Origin of the sequence: Pseudomonas sp. RIT-PI-r, from assembly GCF_001297015.1 — a bacterium.
Taxonomy (GTDB): Bacteria; Pseudomonadota; Gammaproteobacteria; order Pseudomonadales; family Pseudomonadaceae; genus Aquipseudomonas.
The window spans coordinates 84,892-102,275 of the sequence record NZ_LIGE01000013.1 but is presented as its reverse complement, the minus strand read 5'-3'; the positions used below and the strand labels follow the sequence as shown (position 1 = coordinate 102,275).

The window sequence follows — 17,384 nt, the reverse complement described above, 5'->3', positions numbered from 1 at the left end:
AGGTAGGCGTCTGGGGGTGGGGGCATCAATCAAGCTAGGTGGTGAATCGTTACGCTCAGGGTAATGATCAAGAGCCGCCCTCACCCTAGCCCTCTCCCGGAGGGAGAGGGGACTGAACGGGGGATGCTTTAGAGATACGCCGACCTGATCGTGCTTTACCGAATCCATAATCGACTCGGTTTTTCAGGTCGATGTATCACGCCAGACACCTCGGTCGGCCCCCTCGCCCTCCGGGAGAGGGCTGGGGTGAGGGTCAGCTTTTAAGTCACTCCGTCGGCACCAACCTGTCCAACAAACGGTTGACGGCCATCTCCGCCACCATCACCACCTGCGCAATACCTTGCACAGTCTTGCGGTGTGTACCTTCCACCATTGCCGCATGGTTGTTGAGCATAACCGTAGCGGAACCGAGAGTTTCACTGGCGTCGGCCAGCAGGGATTCGGTGTCGGCATTGGGATTGGCCATGTACAGCGTGTTCGGGGTGTAGGGCGTGGCCATGAGGTCGGCGTTGGTCGGGCCGAGGCAATGGTCGAGGGCGCGCTCGGCGGCTTCGTGGAATTTCTTTGAGTCGGGGGTTTCGTAGGGGGGTGCCGGGTCGGTGGGCGGCGGGTTAGGCGTTGGTTTGAACATGGGGATGAACCTCTATTAGGCCTCACCATCTCGCTGCTAAACGGTAGGGTGGCGGCTATGCGCAAGTTAGCAGACCGGTCAAACCCCAACCCGGCGCACCCGAAGGTGCCATGCGCACAGCCACCATCAAGCGCAGGCGAACGCCTGACTGGATGAGACTTGTACAACCGAGGTAAGGACAAAGCCGGGCTGCTAAACCCGATCACTGGGAATCAGTGACGGAATCAAGTTACGCAGCCAGCCCTAGGCGCACAAGCCGGCGGATTCTGGTACATGCGTAGGCAGCGGCGCAAGGATTTGTAGGTTAGGGAGCCGTAACACCGGGTGTCTTTAAACAGATGTGCCTGGATGCGTTTATTGCGCTGCGGGGATTGAGGATTTGTCTGTCGGATTTTGGTGGATGCCGCAGGCGCTATCGCGAGCAGGCTCACTCCTACAGGGGAATGCATTCCAAATGTAGGAGTGAGCCTGCTCGCGATGAGGCCAGTCAGGCCAATGAAAATTCTGGATCAGTGAACCAGCCCAGCATCCACCAACAACTGCTCCAACCCCAACAAATCCGGCACCTTCGCCACCTGTTCCCCGACCTGCACCGCCGCCTGCTCCAACCCACACAACGGCACATCGACATAACTCAACTGACTGTCGAGCTTGTACGACCGCGGAATCCCCTGCACCAGCAGCGCAATGAACTTCAGCTCCGGCAACCCGCCGAGGGCATTGAGGATGACAATCCGCGCGCGCTCGCCAATGACAATTTTCTGCCCGCACGCCGACTCAAAACTCAGCAACGGAATCTGCCGCTCGCGCCACTTCACCCGCCCCAGATACCAAGGCGGCGTATCGAGATCGAAGGCACTGGCCTGATAGTCAATCAACTCAGCGACAGCGACGTTAGGCAAAATCAAATTGCGATCCGCCAACGGCAGCAGCAACCCGGTCAGCTGACTGCTGCGCTGATTATGCCGGCGCTCATGCATGTTTCTTGCTCCAGTGGGCAATGCTTTCAAGCAGCACCGACTCTTGATACGGCTTGCCGAGGTAGTCGTTGACGCCAATCGCCATGGCGCGGTCGCGGTGTTTCTGCCCGGTACGCGAGGTGATCATGATGATCGGCAGGTGTTGCAGGCGTTCGTCGTTGCGCACCTGGGTAGCGACTTCGAAGCCGTCCATGCGCGGCATTTCGATGTCGAGCAGCATCAGGTCAGGCATGTGTTCTTCCAGCAGTAGCATGGCGTCGACACCGTCCTTGGCCGTCAGCACGTTCATACCGTGGCGTTCGAGCAAGCGGCTGGTGACCTTGCGCACGGTGACCGAGTCGTCGACCACCATCACCAGCAGCGGTTTGTGTGGTTCGCTGTCGATCTCCGGCAGCGTCGGTGTCTGCGCAACTCGCGCCTGCATCGCGCGGATTGGCGCGAGCAGATCGAGAATCAGCACCACCCGGCCATCGCCGAGAATCGTCGCGCCGGACACGCCCTGCACCGCAGCGAATTGCGCGCCGAGGCTCTTGACCACGATCTCCCGGGTGCCGGCCATGGTATCCACCAGCACCGCGATGCGCCGGTCGTTGTAGTGCACCAGCAGCACCGGCAATGGCAGATTCTGGCCAAGCAGTTTCGGCCGTAGCGCGGTTTTCAGCAGTTCACCGAGGTAGCACAGTTCATAGGTCTGGCCGCCGTACTGGTAACGCGGCGGATCAACCCGGAAGTGCGCTTCCAGATCATTCGGCAACACGCGAACGATGCCTTCGATGGTGTTCAGCGGGATCGCATATTGATCCTCACCGCACTGCACCATCAGCGCACGGTTGACCGACACGGTGAACGGCAGGCGAATGCGGAAATGCACGCCCTGCCCCGGCACCGAGTCGATGCTCATGCTGCCGCCCAGTTGCCGCACCTCTTCGTGCACCACGTCCATACCGACGCCACGTCCGGAAATCTGGGTGATCTTCTCCGCTGTGGAAAACCCCGGTTGGAGGATGAACTGCAACACGTCGCGGTCGCTGATCTCGGCTTCCGGCGCGAGCATGCCACGCTTGATCGCCTTGCGCCGCACCGCTTCCAGCGGCACCCCGGCGCCGTCATCGCGAATATCGAAAACGATGTCGCCGCCCTCGCGGGACAGGTCGAGGCTGATCTGCCCTTGCGCCGGTTTACCCGCCGCCAGCCGCACTTCGGCAGACTCCAGACCATGGTCGACGGCATTGCGCAGCATGTGTTCCAGCGGCGCCGCCATGCGTTCGAGCACATTGCGATCCATCTCGCCTTCGGCGTTGCCGACGACAAACGCGACGTCTTTATTCAGCTCTTCAGCGACCTGGCGAACGATGCGTTTGAGGCGCGGCAACATGCGCTCGAACGGCACCATGCGCGTACGCATCAGGCCTTCCTGCAATTCGGTGTTGATGCGGCCCTGTTGCTGCAACAGGTTCTCGGCGTCGTGATTGCGGCGGTCGAGGGTTTCCTTGAGGTCGAGCAAATCGGAGGCGGATTCAAACAGCGCCCGCGACAGTTGCTGCAACTGCGAATGGCGGTCCATTTCCAGCGGGTCGAATTCCTCGTAGCCGAGGCGTTCGGCATCGACTTGCTGACGGCTGAGAATCCGCCCCTGAGTTTCAGTGTCGAGACGGCGCAACTGATCGCGCATCCGTTCGATGGTGGTTTCCATCTCGTTCAGCGCGATCTGTGCGTCGTTGACTTGCTGTTCGATACGACCACGGAAGATCGAGGTTTCGCCGGCCAGATTGACCAGTTCATCAAGCAGTTCGGCGGAGACCTTGACCATGTCTGCGCCCGCTTCGGAGGTCGGTGGCGCCGCATCAGTCTTGACCGGCACAGGTAGCACTGGCGGCGTTTTTACCGTCACCGGATGGCTGAAATTCTGGATCGCGTTGATCAGCCGATCCGCTGGCGGACACGGTTGCCCGGCGCGCACGCCATCGAGCATTTGCGCCAAGCGATCATGCCCGCGCTGCACCAGCGCAAACAGCTCCGCCGATGGCTGCAACGCGCCGCTGGAAAGACTTTCGTAAAGGTATTCCAGCTCATGGGCGAGGTCGCCGATCGGGCCGATCTCGACCATCCGCGCACCACCCTTGAGGGTGTGCAGATCGCGCAGCAGGGTTTCCACCTCCTGACGATTGCCCGGCTCGGCCTGCCAGCGCAGCAATGCGGCGCCAGAGTTTTCGATGATGTCGAAACCTTCTTCGAGGAAGATCTCCAGCAGCTCCGGGTCGTGGCCGGCGCTGTCGTGATCAATCGTTGCTGGCGGCGTTTCGGCGACGATTGGGCCTTGGCGAACCTGACGAATCGCGTCGATCAGATCCTGCGCCGGGGTCAGCGGCTGATGGTTTTGCAACTGATCAAGCAACAGCGCCAAGCGGTCATGACTCTTGAGCAGCAAGCGCCCCAGGCTTTCGCTGTAGTGATAACGACGATCGACCAAACCTTCGTAAAGGCTTTCCAGCTCTTGAGCCAGATCGCCGATGGCCTCGACTTCAGCCATCCGCGCGCCGCCCTTGAGCGTATGCAAATCGCGCTGCAAAGAGGACAGCGGCGCAACGTTGTCCGGGTCGCTCAGCCAGCGCTGCAACGCTTGGCCTGAGCTGTCGAGAATGTCCACGGCCTCTTCAAGGAAGATCTCGACGATCTCATCATCGGGTTCAAGCGCCGTTGCCTTTTGCTGCAACTCGGCGGTGGCGCTGCCCAGTTCACGGATGCTCAGGGTGCGGCTGCCATCGCTGCGAATCAGGCCCATCGACGACGGGTCGAGACTCTCATCGAGCAGGTCATGCAGGGCCCGAATCCGCGCCGGTTGCGGCGTGACTTCCTGCCCGGCGGCCAGCTCGTCGAGCATGTTGATCAGCGCTTCATGGGCGTTTTGCGCTTCCTGGAAAAACCGCTCGCTGACCGCCAGGCTGCTTTCTTCCACCGCGCCATACAGGTCGAGCAAGGCTTCACAGAGCACATCGACCGGCAGCAGATCGGCCATGTGCGCGCCTTCGCCAAGCGTCGTCAGTTCATCCAGCAAGGCGCTGAGTTCCTGACGCTCACCGGGGTGTTGCTGCCAGCGCTGCAAGAGGCTTTCGGCGTCGAGCAGGATGTCCATGCCTTGAGCGAGGAAGTTGTTGATCAGTTGCGGATCACGCTTGATCCGCAGGCCGGTGTTCGGCGCATTGAGGATGGTTTCCAGGCGCTCGGCGAGCAGTGTGTCGGTGCGTTTGATCAGCGACTGCGCACCGACAATCGGCGCCAGCGGATCATGCTTGAGCTGGCGCAAGCCGATACGAAACAGGCCTTCGGCTTCCAGCAGCAATTCCACTTCATCGAGGTCCAGCGGCAACTGATGCGCCTTGAACTCCCGAGCCAATTGATCGAGCGATGCGGCCAGTTCGGCAATCGGCAACACGCCTGCCATCGACGCGCTGCCCTTGAGCGTGTGCAGGGCGCGCTGCAATTCGTCGCTGGCCTGCAACGGCACATGCTCGGCGGCCTGATCAAGGAAGCGATTGAGGCTGGCGAGGTGGGTTTCGGCTTCCTTGCGGAAGATTTCCAGCAGCAGCGGATCGAGCGCCGCGACATCGTCGACGTCTTCGGCAGCCAGCGGCTCGTCCCCCTTGGCCAAGGCGTGAGCGCGGGCAGCGAGTTGATCGACATCGCTGCGCTGGCGTTGGCTGTTGGTGGCGAATTCGCTGATCAACTCGGGCAACAACAGCACGGTGTCGGTCAGCACTTGCTGCACCACCGAGCCCGGCTCGACACTTTGTTCAAGCACACGGTTGAGCAGGTTTTCCACCGACCAGGCCAACTCACCGAGAATCAGCGCGCGGACCATGCGCCCGCTGCCCTTGAGGGTGTGAAAAGCGCGGCGCAGTTCGGTCAGCGCATCACGATCCTGCGAATTGGCGATCCAGCGCGGCAGGTATTCGTGGAGAACTTCGAGGACCTCGTCGGTCTCTTCGAGGAACACTTCGCGCAGTTCATCGTCGACCGGTTCTTCATCGGCCGGTGGCGGCATCAGGCTGCCGGGGGTGATCAGTGCTGGCGGGTTGACCGCAGACACCGGGCTGGCCAGAACGTCGGCCAGCGACTGCACGATTTCCGGGTCATCCAGCGCCTGCATGTCCTGCATCACCAGCGCTTCGCTCGGGCTGAGGACATCATCGAGTACTGGCACGTGCGGCGCACCGGGCTGCTCATCGGGAAAGAAACCGAGACTGGCGAGGGATTTCTGCGCGACATCCAGCAGTTGTTCGCCGGGGGCCTGCGGATCGTCGCTCAAGCGTTCGAGGTAATACTCAAGGCTGCTGATGACATCCGCCAGATGATCCAGTTGCTCCCAGCCCGGCTCATGCGGATCGATTAGCAAATGTTCGCGGATAAAACCGTTGCACGCCTCGACCAGACTCGCCGCGCGATTCAACGGAATCATCGCCAGCGCACCGCGCACCTGAGTCAGCAGCGCCGGCAACGGTTGCAGTTGCTGGCGATCCCAATCGGCGTCGATGTAGTCGACGATCATGTCCTTGGCCTGTTGCAGGCAGATGCGCGCTTCCTTGATCACGATCTGGTGAATCTGCGTCAGGTCTGTGGTTGGCAGGCGCGCGTCTTCCGGATTTTCCGGCTCGACGGTGCCGACCATTCCGGCCAGCGTCGCTTCGACGTAGAGCAGCGCGCCGGCAACATCCATCAGGATCGCGTCGTTCGGCTCACGCTGGCCCTGGGCGAGGCTGAGCACCACCGCCAATTGATCAATGATGACTTTGCGCGGCTGGCCAAAACCGAGCACGGCGAGCGTGTCGGCGATCTGCCGCAGCGGTGCCAGCAGGCTTTCCAGATCGGAAGTGTGCTGGCGGTCGCTGCGCACGAACAGGTCGAGGCGTTCCTTGACCCGCACCAGTTCCTCACACAGCGCTGCCAGCACCGAGCGCATCGCATCGCGGTCGGGGCCGGCCAGGCGCGCGCGTTCTTCATCGACCATCGCGCTGTCGGGCAACGCGTCGTCCAGGGAGTAGCGATCTTTCATGGTCAGCATCTGCCCGGTGGGATGTTCGGCTTTGGCAATATAGAACAACAGGCTTTTCAGCAGCTCCGCCGGCGCCGGTTGATTAAGGCCGGACAGGCCTTGCTCGAGCAGGCGCTTGAGTTCTTTGTCGGCGTCCTTGAACAGGCTGCGCAGCGCCGGACTGTTGGCGATCACGCCTGCGCGCATGCCTTCGACCAGCGCCGAGGCGACCTGCCACAACGGGCTCAGGGGCGAATCACCGCTCAGCGCTTCGAGGCGGGTGAAGACTTTGGCCAAGTATTCGAGGTGCGTCTGGTCATCTTGTTCGCGCAGTAAACCGACCAGCGCCATTTGCAGCATCTGGCGTAATTTGCGCAGTACGTTCGGCAGTTCCGTCGGTTCGAGCAGTGCCAGTTCGTCGGCCCGCAGCGGCGCCAGTTCGGGGAGCTGCGGGCTGAACAGACTGGTTTCCGAGAGCAGGCTTTCGCCCCGGGCGCTGCGCAGATCGTTGATCAGCGGCAGCACCACCAACGGCAAATCACGCCGAGCGCTCTGCACGCGGTCGAGGTAGATCGGCAATTGCCCGAGGGCTTGCAGCAACAGGTGCAGCGCTTCGTCGCGATGGCTGACGCGCTCGTGCTGCAAGGCTTCGACCAGATGTTCCATCTCTTCGGCGAGCAAGGCTGCGCCGTAGAACTCGACCATCTGCAGGCTGCCGTGGACCTGATGGATGTATGCCAGGCACTCGTCCAGCCCCGGGAAGGCCTGCGGATCGTCGAGCACGGCTTCAATCGCCTGATGCGCCTGTCTCAGCGTTTCGGCAATTTCGCCTTTGACCCATTCGAGGGCCACGTAGTCATGCCGGTCACCCATAACCGCTCCGATCACACTTTTTCCGCCGCCGGCAAGGTGAAGCCGGACACCGAACGGCGTAACTGACTGGCCATTTTCGCCAGGTTACCGATGCTTTCCGCAGTGGCCGTGGAGCCGGACGAGGTCTGCGAGGTGATCTGCTGGATCACGTTCATCGTCAGCGAGATCTGCCCGGCGGAAGACGTTTGCTGCTGCGCCGCGTTGGAGATGCTTTGAATCAGCGCCGCAAGGGTCTTCGACACGCCTTCGATTTCTTCCAGGGCCACACCGGCATCCTGCGCCAGTCGCGCGCCGCGCACCACTTCTGTGGTGGTTTGTTCCATCGAGATGACGGCTTCGTTGGTGTCGGTCTGAATCGCCCGCACCAGAGTTTCGATCTGTCGCGTGGCAGCAGACGAGCGTTCGGCAAGGCGCTGCACTTCGTCCGCGACCACGGCAAACCCGCGCCCGGCATCACCGGCCATGGACGCCTGAATCGCCGCGTTGAGGGCGAGGATGTTGGTCTGGTCGGCGATGTCGTCGATCAGGCTGACGATGTCGCCGATTTCCTGCGACGACTCGCCGAGGCGCTTGATGCGTTTGGCGGTGTCCTGAATCTGTTCGCGAATGTTGTCCATGCCGTGGATGGTGTTGTGCACCACCTCGTTGCCCTTGTTGGCGATCTCCACGGAGCGCTCGGCTACGGCAGAGGATTCGGCGGCGTTGGCCGAAACCTGATCGATGGATTCAGCCATGTCGCTGATTGCCGTCGAGGCTTCGGAAATCTGCTGGGCCTGATGCTCCGAGGCTTGGGCCAGGTGCATGGCGGTGGCCTGGGTTTCCTGCACCGCTGCGGCGACCTGGCCGGCGGTGAGGTTGATGGTCGCAACCAGATCGCGCAGTTGGTCGACGGAGTAGTTGATCGAGTCGGCGATGGTGCCGGTGAAGTCTTCGGTCACCGAGGCGGTCACGGTGAGGTCGCCATCGGCGAGGTCTTCGATTTCATCGAGCAGGCGCATGATCGCGTTCTGATTGCGCTCGTTCTTCTCGGCGGTTTCGCGCAGTTGCCGATTGGTTTCGCGGACCATCACCAGACCGATGAGGATGATCGAGGCCAGCGCCAGCAAGCCCAAAACGTAGCCACCGATGGTGTCGGTATTGCGCCCGCCGGCAAGGTTCTCAAAGCGAGTGGCCAGGTGCGAGGCTTCGTCGAGCAGGGTTTGCGAGAGGCTGAAAATGTTGCTCGCCGATTCACGCACCTTGAACAGCTCTGGCGAGGTCTCGAGGATTTCATCCACCGAGCCGGAAACGAACTGGAACAGCTCGGAGATTTCGCTCAAACGCGCGCGGGCATCACGGTCTTCGACCTGGCTGATTTTCAGCGCCGGGTTGCCTTGCAGCATGCCGTTAAGCACTTGGCCGAAACGGGTGGCGTCGCGGCCAAAGGCATCGGCAGCTTGCTGCGAGTTTTCGTCGCCGGCAAGCACGGTGTTGACCGCGCCGAGGATACGTTCAGCCAGCAACGACTGACGTTGGGCCATCGCCACTTGCGCGGCCGGTGCACCACGCTGAAGGAGGATTTCGACGACTTTTTCGTATTCGATCTGCAACTGCGGCACGGTTTCGGCCAGGGTCGCGGCGACCTGATGCAGCGACAGCACGGTCTGTTCGCTGGAGAGAATCGCGTCGGTATTTTTCAGCAGGCGTTCCCAGTCGAGCTGCACGGCGCGCATTTCCGGGCGCACGGTGGCCGGTGCTGGCGGCAGGCCAGTGGCCGGATCACCCTTCTTCAAGTAACCCCAGCGCTGGGCGAAATCGTTGCGCGCATCGCTGAGCAACTTGAACGCGGCAGCCTTGCCGGCGGCGGCTTCGGTGGCGTTCTTGGCGATGCGTTGCGAGAGCACGCGCAGCTCACCGGCGTGGCCGATGTACTGTTTGTCGTAGTTCGCCTGGGTGTTGAGGTAAGCGAAGTTGGCGAACAGCAGCATGATGAACACGATCAGTGCGATGAACAGCACGATGATCTGCGAGCGACTGCGCGATCCTTCCGCCGGCTTGCCTGTTTTTGCTTTTATCATCGGTCCTCGCCTGTTTGAAGCTCACCGGTAGAACCTGTAGGAGTGAGCCTGCTCGCGATTGAACGATAACGCGGTGTACTTGATACACCGCGGTGCCTGAATCGCGAGCAGGCTCACTCCTACAAGGGATCTTTGTTGTAACGGCTATATCGCGACGCTCATGAACACCGGGGATTTCGCCAACGCGAACAAGCTGAACACCCGCCAGTTCTGCTCACGGCGGAAATAGCCTTTGACGAACTCGGCCTTGGAGCCCTGGCGCTTGCTGATCGAGATCGGTTCGAAGCTGTCCTGCTCGAAATGTTGCAAGCCAATAACCTCATCGACCATCAGCCCGGCAAACACATCGCCATGCTCGACCACCAATACCCGCCGCTGTTTACGCAGCGGCGACAGCTCATGCCCGAAGAACCCGCACAGGTCCATGATCGGCAGCAGCCGCCCGCGCAGGTTAGCCACGCCTTTGACCCACGGCTTGACCCCGGGCAATTGAGTGAAGCGCGGTTCGTGCAGCACTTCGCTGACTTCGCCCATCGGCGCCACATACCAATGCTCGCCGAGGCGAAAGCCGATGCCGCTCCAGCGATCCTGACGCGCCGGTTGCGACGGCAGGTCCGCCGCCAGCAAGCGGCAGCGCTGGTCGATTTGCCAGAGCAGTTCGAACGCGGTCAGCGATTCGCTCATGGTCGCGCGATCAGCCTTTGAGTACGTTGTTCAGGGTCTTGATCAGGGTGTCTTCGTCGACCGGTTTGGTCAGGTAGTCCTTGGCGCCCTGACGGGTGCCCCAGACCTTGTCGGTTTCCTGATCCTTGGTGGTGATGATGATCACCGGGATGTGGCTGGTGTCGGCATCCTTGGTCAACTGGCGGGTGGCCTGAAAACCGTTGAGGCCGGGCATGACGATGTCCATCAGCACGGCGTCGGGTTTTTCCTGACGGGCCAGGGCCACGCCGTCGGCGCCATTCTCGGCCTTCAACACTTCATGACCGTGCTTTTCGAGCATGCCGGTCAGTTTGTACATTTCAGTCGGCGAATCATCGACGATCAGGATACGTGCCATGGTTTTCCCCATTTTTCTTGTCGACGCGCGGCCCGCTGGCCGAGCGTCACTGTACGTGTCTTACTGCGGCAAAACGGCGGCAAAGCCCGGAACATGGGCCTGAATCGCGTTGAGCAGTTCTTCCTTGCTGAAAGGCTTGGTCAAAAATTGATCAGAACCGACAATCCGCCCCTTGGCCTTGTCGAACAGCCCGTCACGCGATGACAGCATGATCACCGGCGTGGCCTTGAACGCACTGTTGTTCTTGATTAAAGCGCAGGTCTGATAGCCATCCAGACGCGGCATCATGATGTCGACAAAAATGATCCCGGGATGGTTGTCGGCGATCTTCGCCAGGGCGTCGAAACCGTCGATCGCCGTGATCACTTCGCAACCGACATTCTTCAACAATGTTTCGGCGGTGCGACGAATCGTTTTCGAGTCGTCGATCACCATGACCTTCAAGGCGCTGGACTGCTGTTCCATAAGAGGGCTCTACCGTCGCCTTTGCGAATCAATTTGTCCGTTTTGCGGTTATGAATGGCTCGAAACCCTTGATGCTCAAGGGCCAGCACGCTACGCCAGCCTTTTTAGCACAGTCTCCAGATGCAATCTATCGACGGGTTTTTCCTTGACCGAAAACCCGCCCGGCGCCACTCTGGCGGCACTTTTTCAATACCGATCCGGTAGCCAATTTTCGAGGAAAACCCAATGAGCGTTCGCGTCGGGATTGTCATGGACCCTATCGCCAGCATCTCCTATAAAAAGGATAGCTCGCTGGCCATGCTGCTGGCCGCGCAGAAGCGTGGCTGGGAACTGTTCTATATGGAACAGCGCGACCTGTATCAGGGTGAAGGTCAGGCCCGGGCGCGCATGAAGCCGCTGAAAGTCTTCGCCAACCCGGAAAAATGGTTCGAACTGGACGCCGAGCAGGACAACCTGCTGAGCGATCTCGACGTGATCCTGATGCGCAAGGATCCGCCGTTCGACATGGAGTTCGTCTACTCCACCTACCTGCTCGAACAGGCTGAAACCGCTGGCGTACTGGTGGTGAACAAGCCGCAGAGCCTGCGCGACTGCAATGAAAAGCTGTTCGCCACGCTGTTCCCGCAGTGCACGCCGCCGACCATCGTCAGCCGTCGCGCCGATGTGCTGCGCGAGTTCGCCGCCAAACACGGCGACGTGATCCTCAAGCCGCTGGACGGCATGGGCGGTACTTCGATTTTCCGCCACCGCGCCGGTGATCCAAATCTGTCGGTGATTCTCGAAACCCTGACCGCCCTCGGTGGCCAGCAGATCATGGGCCAAGCCTATCTGCCGGCAATCAAGGACGGCGATAAACGCATCCTGATGATCGACGGCGAGCCGGTGGATTACTGCCTGGCGCGGATTCCGGCGCAGGGCGAAACCCGTGGCAACCTCGCCGCCGGTGGCCGTGGTGAAGCGCGTCCGCTGACTGAAAAGGATCGCTGGATCGCGGCTCAAGTCGGCCCGACCTTGCGCGAAAAAGGCCTGCTGTTCGTCGGTCTCGACGTGATTGGCGAAAGCCTGACCGAAATCAACGTCACCAGCCCGACCTGCATCCGTGAAATCGACAACGCCTTCGGCACCGACATTGGCGGCATGTTGATGGACGCGATCGCCAAGAAGCTGCAAGCCGCCGGCAAAATGCCACAAGCTTGATGCACGTCACATGCAGTCTGTCGCTTGAAGCGTGAAGCCCAAGGCGTGAAACCAACATTGCGTTATCATGCGCAGCCTCTGAAAAACGCGATGTTGGTTTTCTTGTCATGACCCTCCCGTCCGATCTGCCCGCAGAACTCGCCCACCGTGGCGTGCGCCCGGCCGATCGCCTCGGATTTACCCTGTTTCTTGCGGCGCTGATCCACTTGGCGCTGCTGCTCGGTGTCGGCTTCACGATGGTCGAGCCCAAGCAAATCAGCAAAACCCTGGAAATCACCCTCGCCACCTTCAAGAGCGAAAAGAAGCCGGAGAAGGCTGACTTTCTCGCCCAAGAACATCAGGAAGGCAGCGGCACGCTGGACAAGAAGGCGATTCCAAAGACCACCGAGGTCGCGCCATTCCAGGACAATCAGGTCAAGAAAGTCACCCCGCCACCGGCCGCCAAGCCGCAAGTGCAGGAAGCCGCGCCCAAGGCTGCGGTGACCACCGTTGCGCCGAAGCCGAAAAAAGCACCGACCAAGAAAGAAGAAACCAAGACCGAGGTCAAACCGACGGTCGACGCACCGGAGTTCGATAGCTCGCAGCTGTCCAGCGACATCGCCAGCCTCGAAGCCGAACTGGCCAAGGAACAACAGCTGTACGCCAAGCGCCCGCGTATTCACCGCTTGAGCGCGGCGTCGACCATGCGCGACAAGGGTGCCTGGTACAAGGATGACTGGCGCAAGAAGGTCGAACGCATCGGTAACCTCAATTACCCCGAGGAAGCCCGGCGCAAGCAGATCTACGGCAATTTGCGCCTGATGGTTTCGATCAACCGCGACGGTTCGCTGTATGAAGTGCTGGTGCTGGAATCGTCCGGCCAGCCGCTGCTGGATCAGGCGGCGCAGCGCATTGTTCGACTGGCGGCACCGTTTGCCCCGTTTACCGGGGACTTGTCGGATATCGACCGTCTGGAAATCATTCGTACCTGGAAATTCGCCCGGGGCGACAAGCTCTCAAGCAACTGAATACACCGCATAACCCCCTGTGGGAGCGAGCCTGCTCGCGAATGCGGTGGATCAGCCACAGCAATGTTCAATGACACACCGCTTTCGCGAGCAGGCTCGCTCCCACATTGGATCGGTGTGTCACCTGCATCTCCAGCTTGTCAGTTTGCCCCCCGAACGCCACACTAGCGCACATGAAAAACGTCAGCCCCAGCTACCTCAAGCATCAATTCCTGATCGCCATGCCACACATGGCCGACCCGAACTTTGCCCACACCTTGACCTACATCGTCGAGCACACGGCCAATGGCGCTATGGGGATTGTGGTCAATCGACCGCAAGAGCTGAATCTGGCCGACATCCTTGAGCAACTGCGCCCGGACATCGACCCGCCAGCACTCTGCCAGCATGTACCGATCTTTATCGGCGGCCCGGTGCAGACCGATCGCGGTTTTGTCCTGCACCCGACGGGCAAGACCTTCCAGGCCACCGCGCAGCTGGACGGCGATCTGGCTCTGTCGACCTCGCAGGACGTGCTGTTCGCCATCGCGGACGGCGTCGGCCCGGCGAAAAGCCTGATTGCCCTCGGATACGCCGGTTGGGAAGCCGGGCAGCTGGAAGCGGAACTCGCCGACAACGCCTGGCTGAACTGCCCGTACGACGCCGACATCCTGTTCAACACCAGCAGCGAACTGCGTCTGGAAGCGGCGGCCAGGCATTTGGGGATCAACCTCAGCCTGCTGACCAGCCAGGCAGGTCACGCCTGATGGCCCTGCGCCTGATTCTCGGCTTCGACTACGGCACCAAACAGATCGGCGTTGCCGTCGGTCAGGTGATCACCGGCCAGGCCCGCGAGCTGTGCACCTTGAAGGCACAGAACGGCGTGCCGGACTGGAACCAGGTCGAAGCCCTTATAAAAGAATGGAAACCCGACGCCGTCGTCGTCGGCCTGCCGCTGAACATGGACGGCACGCCAAGCGACATGTGCGTACGCGCGGAGAAATTCGCCCGCCGCCTCAACGGCCGCTTCAATGTGCCCTTCTATACCCACGACGAGCGCCTGACCACCTTCGAGGCCAAAGGCGAACGCCTGGCCCGTGGCGGCCAGAAAGGCAGTTACCGCGACAACCCGGTGGACGCCATCGCTGCCGCTCTGCTGTTGCAGGGCTGGCTCGATGAAAACACTGCATTGTTTGAATCCTGACAAGCGCTTCGGCGCTTTTCTTTTGAGTGAAAAACCGAGTCGTGTCCAAGGACCCTACTCGCCCCCAACAAGGAGCAACCATGAGCCTGCCAAATCCCGCCGATCTGATCAGCCAGATGGCAACCCGCCTCAAGGCGCACCTTGCCCAGCGTGACATCAGTGAACCGCGTTACATCGGCATCCGCACCGGCGGCATCTGGGTCGCGCAGGCCTTGCTCAAGGAACTGGGCAGCGACGCGCCACTGGGCACGCTCGATGTGTCCTTTTACCGCGACGACTTCAGCCAGAACGGCCTGCACCCGCAAGTGCGCCCGTCCGCCCTGCCCTTCGAGATCGAAGGCCAGCATCTGGTGCTGATCGACGACGTATTGATGAGCGGCCGCACCATCCGCGCCGCCATGAACGAATTGTTCGACTACGGCCGCCCGGCCAGTGTGACCCTGGTCTGCCTGCTGGATCTGGACGCCGGCGAGTTGCCGATCCGCCCGAATGTGGTCGGCGCGACGCTGTCGCTGGCTGCTCACGAACGGGTGAAGCTGTCCGGCCCCGAGCCGCTGACGCTCGAACTGCAAGACTTCAACCTTTAATCCGCCCTATTGAGAGTCCCCTTCGCGATGACGCCTCTAGATACCAAGCGCCCGCTGCAGCTCAATGATCAGGGCCAGCTGCGCCACTTCCTCTCGCTCGACGGCCTGCGCCGCGAGTTGTTGACGGAAATCCTCGACACTGCCGACTCGTTCCTCGAAGTCGGTGCCCGGGCGGTGAAGAAAGTCCCGTTGCTGCGCGGCAAGACCGTGTGCAACGTGTTCTTCGAAAACTCCACGCGCACCCGCACCACCTTCGAACTGGCGGCCCAGCGGCTGTCGGCGGACGTGATCACCCTGAACGTGTCGACCTCGTCGGCAAGCAAGGGCGAAACCCTGCTCGACACCTTGCGCAACCTTGAAGCCATGGCCGCCGACATGTTCGTCGTGCGCCACGGTGATTCCGGTGCAGCGCACTTCATCGCCGAGCATGTTTGCCCGCAAGTGGCGATCATCAACGGCGGTGACGGCCGTCACGCTCACCCGACGCAGGGCATGCTCGACATGCTCACCATCCGTCGGCACAAGGGCGGTTTCGAAAACCTCTCGGTGGCCATCGTCGGCGACATCCTGCACTCGCGGGTGGCGCGCTCGAACATGCTCGCGCTGAAGACCCTCGGTTGCCCGGACATCCGCGTGATCGCGCCGAAAACCCTGCTGCCGATCGGCATCGAGCAATACGGCGTCAAGGTCTACACCGACATGACCGAAGGCCTGAAAGACGTCGACGTGGTGATCATGCTGCGCCTGCAGCGTGAGCGCATGACCGGCGGCCTGTTGCCGAGCGAGGGCGAGTTCTACCGCCTGTTCGGCCTGACCACCGCGCGTCTGGCCGGGGCCAAACCCGATTGCATCGTCATGCACCCGGGGCCGATCAACCGCGGGGTGGAGATCGAGTCCGCAGTGGCCGACGGCCCGCACTCGGTGATCCTCAATCAGGTGACCTACGGCATCGCGATTCGTATGGCTGTGCTGTCCATGGCCATGAGCGGGCAAACGGCCCAGCGCCAATTCGAGCAGGAGAACGCCCAGTGAAGCTCAGCATTCTCGGCGCACGCGTCATCGATCCAAGCAGCGGCCTGGATCAAATCACCGACATTCACGTTGAAGCCTGCAAGATCGTCGCCCTCGGCGCGGCCCCGGCCGGTTTCAGCGCAGTAGAAACCATCGACGCCCAAGGCCTTGTCGCCGCTCCGGGCCTCGTCGATCTGAATGTGGCCCTGCGCGAGCCGGGCTACAGCCGCAAAGGCTCAATCATCAGCGAAACCCGCGCCGCCGCTGCTGGCGGTGTGACCAGCCTGTGCTGCCCGCCGAAAACCAAACCGGTGCTCGACACCTCCGCCGTGGCCGAACTGATCCTCGACCGCGCACGCGAAGCCGGCAACACCAAAGTGTTTCCGATTGGTGCGCTGAGTAAAGGTCTGGACGGCGAACAACTGGCTGAGCTGGTGGCGTTGCGCGACGCTGGTTGTGTGGCGTTCGGCAACGGTCTGGAGAGTTTCCGCAACACCCGCACCCTGTGCCGGGCGCTGGAATACGCGGCGACTTTCGACCTGACGGTGATTTTCAACTCGCAGGATCATGATCTGGCCGAGGGTGGTCTGGCCCATGAAGGCGCAGTAGCCAGTTTCCTCGGCTTGCCCGGGATTCCGGAAACCGCTGAAACCGTGGCATTGGCCCGTGATCTGCTGCTGGTCGAGCAGACCGGCGTGCGTGCGCACTTCAGCCAACTGACCAGCGCTCGCGGCGTTGCCTTGATCGCGCAGGCTCAGGCCCGTGGTTTGCCGGTAACGGCGGATGTCGCGCTGTATCAGTTGATTCTGACCGACGAAGCGCTGATCGACTTCAGCAGCCTGTATCACGTGCAGCCGCCGCTGCGTACGCGTGCTGACCGTGATGGCCTGCGTGAAGCAGTGAAGTCCGGCGTGGTGTCGGCGATTTCCAGCCATCACCAGCCGCACGAACGTGACGCCAAATTGGCACCGTTCGGCGCGACCGAACCGGGCATCAGCAGTGTTGAGCTGTTGCTGCCATTGGCGATGACGCTGGTGGAGGATGGCTTGCTGGATCTGCCGACCTTGCTGGCGCGTTTGAGCGCTGGCCCGGCTGAAGCGCTGCGCTTGCCGGCGGGCAAACTGGCGGTGGGAGGGGCGGCGGATATCGTGCTGTTCGATCCGCAGGCTTCGACGGTGGCCGGTGAAGGCTGGTTGTCGAAGGGTGAGAATTGCCCGTTCATTGGGCACACTTTGCCGGGTGTGGTTCGCTACACGCTGGTGGATGGGCGGATCAGTCACCAGGCTTGATACCGGGTTGCCCCC

Annotated in this window: 14 protein-coding genes; 7 read left to right on the top strand and 7 right to left on the bottom strand. The window is 61.4% G+C overall.

Annotated elements, in window-relative coordinates; all coding sequences use genetic code 11:
* Nucleotides 1-265: 265 nt before the first annotated feature.
* The 7 genes from AK821_RS03200 to pilG all read right to left on the bottom strand — a co-directional run bounded on the left by AK821_RS03200 (nt 266) and on the right by pilG (nt 11,095).
* Nucleotides 266-631, bottom strand: a complete 366-nt coding sequence (locus tag AK821_RS03200; RefSeq protein WP_064388090.1) for a DUF6124 family protein — start codon at nt 629-631, stop codon at nt 266-268.
* Nucleotides 632-1,140: 509 nt separating this feature from the next.
* Nucleotides 1,141-1,611: a chemotaxis protein CheW gene (locus AK821_RS03195; protein ID WP_064388089.1), complete on the bottom strand. Its 471-nt coding sequence runs from the start codon at nt 1,609-1,611 to the stop codon at nt 1,141-1,143.
* Entirely contained in the window at nt 1,604-7,513 is a 5,910-nt protein-coding gene (locus AK821_RS03190) for an Hpt domain-containing protein (protein WP_064388088.1), read from the bottom strand. The genes AK821_RS03195 and AK821_RS03190 overlap by 8 nt, the downstream gene beginning before the upstream one ends.
* 11 nt (nt 7,514-7,524) lie before the next feature.
* A complete protein-coding gene (locus AK821_RS03185) occupies nt 7,525-9,570 on the bottom strand; it encodes a methyl-accepting chemotaxis protein (RefSeq protein ID WP_064388087.1) in 2,046 nt (681 codons plus the stop codon).
* A 144-nt stretch (nt 9,571-9,714) separates the two neighbouring features.
* A complete protein-coding gene (locus tag AK821_RS03180) occupies nt 9,715-10,254 on the bottom strand; it encodes a chemotaxis protein CheW (protein ID WP_007913675.1) in 540 nt (179 codons plus the stop codon).
* 10 nt (nt 10,255-10,264) lie between these two features.
* The gene (pilH, locus tag AK821_RS03175) at nt 10,265-10,630 is read right to left on the bottom strand and encodes a twitching motility response regulator PilH (RefSeq protein WP_007913674.1); all 366 of its coding nucleotides are present in this window, start codon (nt 10,628-10,630) and stop codon (nt 10,265-10,267) included.
* A gap of 60 nt (nt 10,631-10,690) precedes the next feature.
* Nucleotides 10,691-11,095 (bottom strand): twitching motility response regulator PilG, encoded by a 405-nt coding sequence (gene pilG, locus AK821_RS03170; protein WP_007913673.1) that lies wholly within the window; start codon nt 11,093-11,095, stop codon nt 10,691-10,693.
* A 225-nt stretch (nt 11,096-11,320) separates the two neighbouring features.
* Between pilG and gshB the strand changes: the two genes are divergently transcribed.
* The 7 genes from gshB (at nt 11,321) to AK821_RS03135 (ending at nt 17,369) form a co-directional block, all read left to right on the top strand.
* A complete protein-coding gene (gene gshB / locus AK821_RS03165) occupies nt 11,321-12,292 on the top strand; it encodes a glutathione synthase (RefSeq protein WP_064388086.1) in 972 nt (323 codons plus the stop codon).
* Between the two features lie 107 nt (nt 12,293-12,399).
* Nucleotides 12,400-13,299, top strand: coding sequence for an energy transducer TonB (locus AK821_RS03160; RefSeq protein WP_064388085.1), 900 nt, complete (start codon nt 12,400-12,402; stop codon nt 13,297-13,299).
* Nucleotides 13,300-13,472: 173 nt separating this feature from the next.
* Nucleotides 13,473-14,045: a YqgE/AlgH family protein gene (locus AK821_RS03155; RefSeq protein WP_064388084.1), complete on the top strand. Its 573-nt coding sequence runs from the start codon at nt 13,473-13,475 to the stop codon at nt 14,043-14,045.
* The gene (gene ruvX, locus AK821_RS03150) at nt 14,045-14,482 is read left to right on the top strand and encodes a Holliday junction resolvase RuvX (RefSeq protein WP_034153652.1); all 438 of its coding nucleotides are present in this window, start codon (nt 14,045-14,047) and stop codon (nt 14,480-14,482) included. The genes AK821_RS03155 and ruvX overlap by 1 nt, the downstream gene beginning before the upstream one ends.
* Nucleotides 14,483-14,562: 80 nt before the next feature.
* Nucleotides 14,563-15,069 carry a bifunctional pyr operon transcriptional regulator/uracil phosphoribosyltransferase PyrR gene (gene pyrR, locus AK821_RS03145; RefSeq protein WP_064388083.1) on the top strand — a complete coding sequence of 169 codons (507 nt, stop codon included), beginning with the start codon at nt 14,563-14,565 and terminating at the stop codon, nt 15,067-15,069.
* A 27-nt stretch (nt 15,070-15,096) separates the two neighbouring features.
* Nucleotides 15,097-16,101 carry an aspartate carbamoyltransferase catalytic subunit gene (locus AK821_RS03140; RefSeq protein WP_007913665.1) on the top strand — a complete coding sequence of 335 codons (1,005 nt, stop codon included), beginning with the start codon at nt 15,097-15,099 and terminating at the stop codon, nt 16,099-16,101.
* The gene (locus AK821_RS03135) at nt 16,098-17,369 is read left to right on the top strand and encodes a dihydroorotase (RefSeq protein WP_064388082.1); all 1,272 of its coding nucleotides are present in this window, start codon (nt 16,098-16,100) and stop codon (nt 17,367-17,369) included. Before AK821_RS03140 ends, AK821_RS03135 begins: the two co-directional genes overlap by 4 nt.
* Nucleotides 17,370-17,384 lie beyond the last annotated feature (15 nt).

Bases quoted from the DNA above. Each gene is read 5' to 3' on its own strand.
- AK821_RS03200 (WP_064388090.1), bottom strand. From the start codon at position 631: ATGTTCAAACCAACGCCTAACCCGCCGCCCACCGACCCGGCACCCCCC.
- AK821_RS03195 (WP_064388089.1), bottom strand. From the start codon at position 1,611: ATGCATGAGCGCCGGCATAATCAGCGCAGCAGTCAGCTGACCGGGTTG.
- AK821_RS03190 (WP_064388088.1), bottom strand. From the start codon at position 7,513: ATGGGTGACCGGCATGACTACGTGGCCCTCGAATGGGTCAAAGGCGAA.
- AK821_RS03185 (WP_064388087.1), bottom strand. From the start codon at position 9,570: ATGATAAAAGCAAAAACAGGCAAGCCGGCGGAAGGATCGCGCAGTCGC.
- AK821_RS03180 (WP_007913675.1), bottom strand. From the start codon at position 10,254: ATGAGCGAATCGCTGACCGCGTTCGAACTGCTCTGGCAAATCGACCAG.
- pilH (WP_007913674.1), bottom strand. From the start codon at position 10,630: ATGGCACGTATCCTGATCGTCGATGATTCGCCGACTGAAATGTACAAA.
- pilG (WP_007913673.1), bottom strand. From the start codon at position 11,095: ATGGAACAGCAGTCCAGCGCCTTGAAGGTCATGGTGATCGACGACTCG.
- gshB (WP_064388086.1), top strand. From the start codon at position 11,321: ATGAGCGTTCGCGTCGGGATTGTCATGGACCCTATCGCCAGCATCTCC.
- AK821_RS03160 (WP_064388085.1), top strand. From the start codon at position 12,400: ATGACCCTCCCGTCCGATCTGCCCGCAGAACTCGCCCACCGTGGCGTG.
- AK821_RS03155 (WP_064388084.1), top strand. From the start codon at position 13,473: ATGAAAAACGTCAGCCCCAGCTACCTCAAGCATCAATTCCTGATCGCC.
- ruvX (WP_034153652.1), top strand. From the start codon at position 14,045: ATGGCCCTGCGCCTGATTCTCGGCTTCGACTACGGCACCAAACAGATC.
- pyrR (WP_064388083.1), top strand. From the start codon at position 14,563: ATGAGCCTGCCAAATCCCGCCGATCTGATCAGCCAGATGGCAACCCGC.
- AK821_RS03140 (WP_007913665.1), top strand. From the start codon at position 15,097: ATGACGCCTCTAGATACCAAGCGCCCGCTGCAGCTCAATGATCAGGGC.